At 70.9% G+C, this 6,000-nt stretch carries 4 protein-coding genes and 1 pseudogene; all 5 read right to left on the bottom strand.

Annotated features, from left to right (window positions below; translation table 11 throughout):
* A pseudogene (locus LJ221_RS23860) lies at positions 1–407 on the bottom strand (rod shape-determining protein); the annotation flags it as partial.
* Positions 408–691: 284 nt separating this feature from the next.
* Positions 692–1,105 (bottom strand): nucleoside-diphosphate kinase, encoded by a 414-nt coding sequence (gene ndk, locus LJ221_RS02240; RefSeq protein WP_241713235.1) that lies wholly within the window; start codon positions 1,103–1,105, stop codon positions 692–694.
* A 106-nt stretch (positions 1,106–1,211) separates the two neighbouring features.
* Complete coding sequence (locus LJ221_RS02235) at positions 1,212–1,559, bottom strand: DUF4233 domain-containing protein (protein ID WP_241713233.1); 348 nt, start codon at positions 1,557–1,559, stop codon at positions 1,212–1,214.
* A 6-nt stretch (positions 1,560–1,565) separates the two neighbouring features.
* Positions 1,566–3,125 carry a folylpolyglutamate synthase/dihydrofolate synthase family protein gene (locus LJ221_RS02230; RefSeq protein WP_374228352.1) on the bottom strand — a complete coding sequence of 520 codons (1,560 nt, stop codon included), beginning with the start codon at positions 3,123–3,125 and terminating at the stop codon, positions 1,566–1,568.
* A 101-nt stretch (positions 3,126–3,226) separates the two neighbouring features.
* Positions 3,227–5,875 (bottom strand): valine--tRNA ligase, encoded by a 2,649-nt coding sequence (locus LJ221_RS02225; RefSeq protein WP_241713231.1) that lies wholly within the window; start codon positions 5,873–5,875, stop codon positions 3,227–3,229.
* Positions 5,876–6,000: the final 125 nt, after the last annotated feature.

Genomic DNA, 6,000 nt, shown 5'->3' with positions numbered 1-6,000 from the left:
GCCATCGGCTCCTCGATGATGTGCACCTGGCGGGCGCCCGCCTGGGTGGACGCCTCGATGACCGCGCGCCGCTCGACACCGGTGATGCCGGAGGGGACGCACACGACCACCCGGGGGCGCGCGAGGTAGCGCCGCTTGTGGATCTTGAGGATGAAGTAGCGGAGCATCCGCTCGGTGATCTCGAAGTCCGCGATCACCCCGTCCTTGAGGGGACGGACCGCCACGATGTTGCCCGGGGTGCGGCCGATCATCTTCTTCGCCTCGGCGCCGACCGCGAGGATTCCGCCGGTGTTGGTGTTGATGGCGACGACCGATGGCTCGTTGAGGACGATCCCGCGACCCCTGACGTACACCAGCGTGTTGGCGGTCCCGAGGTCGACAGCCATGTCACGGCCGATGAACGACATGTTGTTCGCCATGAGGATACGTCAGGCCTTCCGACTGGAGCGATGTGAGGGGAGGACGACAGCGTGCGCTGCGGGGCCCGGAGAGGTTTCCATCGTAGTCGCGCTCCTTCGAACGCGGTGAGAGGGTTCCTCCTCCGTCATTGTCGGCGGAACGCGGTTCATCCCCGTATGTGGTGACGTCGCGTCCGGGTGATTCGTTCCCCCGACTGGCGGGCGAACTCACCCGGGGCGATCGAATTCCATCGATCACCCCAGGTCAAGAGATTCACACCTCTGACGCGCCGTCAGAAACGGGAGGGAAAGAAGATATTCAGTTCCCGTTCGGCGGACTCCTCGGAGTCCGAGGCGTGGACAAGGTTCTCACGCACGATCGTTCCGAAATCCCCTCGGATGGAGCCGGGCGCCGCGGCGATCGGGTCAGTCGGACCGGCCAGGGCACGCACCCCCTCGATCACCCTCTCGCCCTCGACGACCATCGCCACGGACGGGCCGGAGGCCATGAACTCCAGCAGCGGCTCGTAGAACGGGCGGCCGACGTGCTCGGCGTAGTGCCGCTCCAGCGTGGCGCGGTCCAGCGTGCGCAGCTCCATCGCGCTGATCGTCCAGCCGGCCTTGCGCTCGACGCGCCCGACGATCTCGCCGATCAGGCCCCGCCTGACCGCGTCGGGCTTGAGAAGGACGAGAGTGCGCTGGCTCATGGTCGGCTGCTCCTTGGGGTGTCGCGTGAGTACGGGCCTTCACAAGTGCTCAGAGGCTACAGGGAGCCCGTCCGCGCCCCGGCGGCACCCGTCCACGCGGTGCGGGTCAGACGGCTCCGGCTCCCGCTCCCGCGGCCCTTCGGGCCTTCGCCTCGTCGATCATCCGGCCAAAGTGGATCGACGCCCACCACAGCCCGGCGAAGACCGCGCCGAGGAAGAACATCGCCGGGACGGCGAAGCCGGAGGCGATCAGAGCGATCTGCAGCGCCCAGCCGAGCTGGAGCGCGCCGGGCCGGCCGAGCATCCCGCACAGCAGCGGGCACAGCAGCATCGCCGTGCCCGCGACGGCCCAGACCGTCCCCGCGGGCAGCCCGCCCAGCCGCGTCGCCACCAAGGCGGCGAAGCCGATGACGAGGAACTCGCCGATGAGCGTGGACGCGCAGAGCGTACGCACCGTGTGTCACCTGTCCTTTCCGAGCAGCAGCCGGGCCTCGCCGACGGTCAGGACCGAGCCGGTGACCAGTACGCCCGCACCGGCGTACTCGCCCTCCTCCTCGGCCAGGGTGATGGCCGCCTCCAGCGCGTCGTCCAGCCGGGGCTCGACCTGGACCCGCTCCTCGCCGAAGACCTCCACGGCCAGCGCGGCGAGCTCGTCCACGTCCATGGCGCGGGGGGTGGAGTTGCGGGTGAGCACGACCTCGGCGAAGACCGGTTCGAACGCCTCCAGCAGCCCCTTCACGTCCTTCTCCGCGCTGGGGGCGACCACGCCGACCAGACGGCTGAAGCCGAACGCCTCGGTGACCGCGGCGGCCGTCGCCTGGGCGCCCGCGGGGTTGTGCGCGGCGTCCAGCACCACCGTGGGACTGCGGCGTACCACCTCCAGCCGCCCCGGGGAGGCCACGGCGGCGAAGGCGGTGCGCACGGCGTCGATGTCCAGGGCGCGGGCGTGCCGGGAGCCGATGCCGAAGAACGCCTCGACGGCCGCCAGTGCCACGGCGGCGTTGTGCGCCATGTGGGCGCCGTGCAGCGGCAGGAAGACCTCCGGGTACTCCCCGCCCAGGCCGCGCAGCGTCAGCAGTTGTCCGCCGACGGCGACCTCGCGGGCGACGACGCCGAACTCCAGGCCCTCGCGGGCAACGGTGGCCTCCATCTCCACGGCCTTGCGCAGTACGACCGAGGCGGCCTCGACCGGCTGCTGTGCCAGCACGACGGTGGCGTCCCGCTTGACGATGCCGGACTTCTCCCCCGCGATCTCCTCGGGCGTATCCCCCAGCCGGTCGGTGTGGTCCAGGGCGATGGGGGTGACGACGGCGACGGACGCGTCGATCACGTTGGTGGCGTCCCAGCTCCCGCCCATGCCGACCTCGACGACCGCCACGTCCACGGGCGCGTCGGCGAAGGCCGCGTAGGCCATGCCCGTCATGACCTCGAAGAACGACAGCCGGTGCTCCTGGGCGGCGTCCACCATCTCCACGTACGGCCGCAGGTCCTGGTAGGTCTCGATGAACCGCTCGGCGGAGATCGGCGCGCCGTCCAGGCTGATCCGCTCGGTCATGGCCTGGACGTGCGGGCTGCTGTAACGGCCGGTGCGCAGGTCGAAGGCGCCCAGCAGCGCCTCGATCATCCGGGCGGTGGTGGTCTTGCCGTTGGTGCCGGTGATGTGGATGCAGGGGTAGGAGCGCTGCGGCTCGCCGAGTACGTCCATCAGCGCGGCGATCCGCGTCAGGGACGGCTCCAGCCTCGTCTCGGGCCACCGCCCCACCAGCTCGGCCTCCACCGCCCGCAGCGCCCGGTCCAGCTCCGGGTCCTCGGGCCGGGTCGGCAGCTCGCCGCCCCCGGCCGGACCGGCCTGGGCGCGCAGGGTACGGCTGCCGGCCTCGATCACGGCGAGATCGGGGTCGCGGTCGGTCTCGGCGTCGATGATCTCGTCGAACCGCTCCAGGGGATCGCCGTGCTCCCCCTCCTGGCCGGAGGCGTCGCCGTGGCCTTCGTGCGGGTCGCGCGGGGGCTGCTCACTCACCGTTTCAGTGTACGGAGGCAGCGGTGGCCGCCGCGCCCGGGCCGGACGCGGCGCCCACCGCTCTCTCGTCGCAACCGTCCTCCGGCCCGCACGCGGGCTCTCTATGCCTGCGGCAGCGCCTCCATCTGGGCGGAGATCCGGGCGATGTCCGCCTCGGCCTGCTTCCTGCGGGTTCGGATCTTGTCGACCACGTGGTCGGGGGCCTTGGCCAGGAAGCCCTCGTTGCCGAGCTTGGCCGTGGTCTGCGCCAGCTCCTTCTCGGCCGCCGCCAGATCCTTGGCCAGACGCTTGCGCTCGGCGGCGAAGTCGATCGCGCCGGACAGGTCCAGCTCCACTTTCGCGCCCGCCACCGGCAGGGACGCGGTGGCCCGGAAGTCCTCGCCGGCCGGCCGCATGCGCAGCAGGGAGCGGATGGCCGCCTCGTGGACGGCCAGCGCCGTCCCGTCCAGGGTGAGGCGGGCCGGGACGCGCTGGCCGGGCTGGAGGCCCTGGTCGGCGCGGAAGCGGCGGACCTCGGTGATCACCTGCCGCAGGGTGGCGATCTCCTGCTCGGCCGCGGTGTCGCGGAAGCCGGAGTCGGAGGGCCAGTCCGCGACCACCACGGACTCCCCGCCCGTCAGCGTCGTCCACAGCGTCTCGGTGACGAACGGCATCACCGGGTGGAGCAGCCGCAGCGTGGTGTCCAGGACCTCGCCCAGCACGCGGGCGGAGGCGCGGGCCGCGTCGCCGCCCGCGGCGAAGGTGGTCTTGGACAGCTCGACGTACCAGTCGAAGACCTCGTCCCAGGCGAAGTGGTAGAGGAGGTCGGAGAGCTTGGCGAACTGGTAGTCGTCGTAGTACGCGTCCACCTCGGCCACGACCGTGTTCAGCCGGGAGAGGATCCAGCGGTCGGTGGACGACAGCTCCTCGGGCGCGGGCAGGCCGCCCTCGACCGTGGCGCCGTTCATCAGCGCGAAGCGGGTGGCGTTCCAGACCTTGTTGGCGAAGTTGCGGGAGGCCTGGACCCAGTCCTCGCCGATGGGGACGTCGACACCGGGGTTGGCGCCGCGCGCGAGGGTGAAGCGCAGCGCGTCGGAGCCGTACTCGTCCATCCAGTCCAGCGGGTTGACCGCGTTGCCGAAGGACTTCGACATCTTCTTGCCGAACTGGTCGCGGACCATGCCGTGCAGCACGATCTGGCGGAACGGCGGGGTGCCGTCCATCGCGTAGAGGCCGAACATCATCATCCGGGCGACCCAGAAGAAGAGGATGTCGTAGCCGGTGACCAGGACGGAGTTCGGATAGAACTTCGCGAGGCTCTCGGTCTTCTCCGGCCATCCGAGGGTGGAGAACGGCCACAGGCCGGAGGAGAACCAGGTGTCCAGCACGTCGCTGTCCTGGTACCAGCCCTCGCCTGCCGGGGGCTCCTCGTCCGGGCCGACGCAGACGGTCTCGCCGTTCGGGCCGTACCAGACCGGGATGCGGTGGCCCCACCACAGCTGGCGGGAGATGCACCAGTCGTGGAGGTTGTCGACCCAGCCGAAGTAGCGGGACTCCATCTCCTTGGGGTGGATGGCCACCCGTCCGTCGCGCACCGCGTCGCCGGCGGCCCGCGCCAGCGGACCGACCTTCACCCACCACTGCATCGACAGCCGCGGCTCGATGGTCGTCTTGCAGCGCGAGCAGTGGCCGACGGAGTGAACGTAGGGGCGCTTCTCGGCGACGATACGCCCCTCGGCGCGCAGTGCGCCGACGACCGCCGAACGCGCCTCCAGCCGGTCCAGGCCCTGGAACGGACCGTGGGCGGTGATGACCGCGTGCTCGTCCATGACCGTGATGCCCGGCAGGTCGTGGCGGCGGCCGATCTCGAAGTCGTTCGGGTCGTGCGCCGGGGTGACCTTGACGGCGCCGGTGCCGAACTCGGGGTCCACGTGCTCGTCGGCGACGACGGGGATGCGCCGGCCGGTGAGCGGCAGCTCGACCCCGGTGCCGACGAGGTGGGCGTAGCGCTCGTCGTCGGGGTGGACGGCCACGGCCGTGTCGCCGAGCATCGTCTCGGCACGGGTGGTGGCCACGACGATGGAGTCCTCGCCCTCCCCATAGCGGATCGAGACCAGCTCGCCGTCCTGGTCGGCGTACTCCACCTCGATGTCGGAGATGGCCGTCAGACAGCGCGGGCACCAGTTGATGATCCGCTCGGCACGGTAGATCAGCTCGTCGTCGTGGAGCCGCTTGAAGATCGTCTGGACTGCGCGGGAGAGACCCTCGTCCATGGTGAAACGCTCACGCGACCAGGCGACGCCGTCGCCCAGCCGCCGCATCTGGCCGGAGATCTGCCCGCCGGACTCCGACTTCCACCGCCACACCCGCTCCACGAACGCCTCGCGGCCGAGGTCGTGACGGGACTTGTCCTCCTTGGCCAGCTCGCGCTCGACGACGTTCTGGGTGGCGATGCCCGCGTGGTCCATGCCGGGCTGCCACAGCGTCTCGTGGCCCTGCATCCGCTTTCGGCGGGTGAGGGCGTCGATCAGCGTGTGCTCGAAGGCGTGGCCCAGGTGCAGGCTGCCGGTGACGTTGGGCGGCGGGATGACGATCGTGTACGGCGGCTTGCCGCTCCCCGCGTCCGCCTCGAAGTAACCGCGCTCTACCCAGCGCTCGTACAGCTTCCCCTCCACCTCGGCCGGAACGTACTGGGTCGGCAGGTCGGCATGGGCGCTGTTCGACGGCTCCGCCCCAGCGGGGGTCGGGCTCTGCTGAGTGTTCTCGGTCACGACGGCCAGTGTACGGGCGGCCGTGCGGCGGTCTCGAACCGGTTTGGGAGTCCGGGTGACGAGGCCGTGCCGGGGTCCGTCAGGACGGGACGGGACGGCTCGTCCACGGACACGTCCGGTCAACG

The sequence above is a fragment of the Streptomyces sp. CNQ085 genome, from assembly GCF_022614595.1.
In the GTDB taxonomy this organism is placed as follows: Bacteria; Actinomycetota; Actinomycetes; order Streptomycetales; family Streptomycetaceae; genus Streptomyces.
Note: the sequence above shows the minus strand (reverse complement) of the source record. Positions and strands in the feature narration are given on the sequence as shown.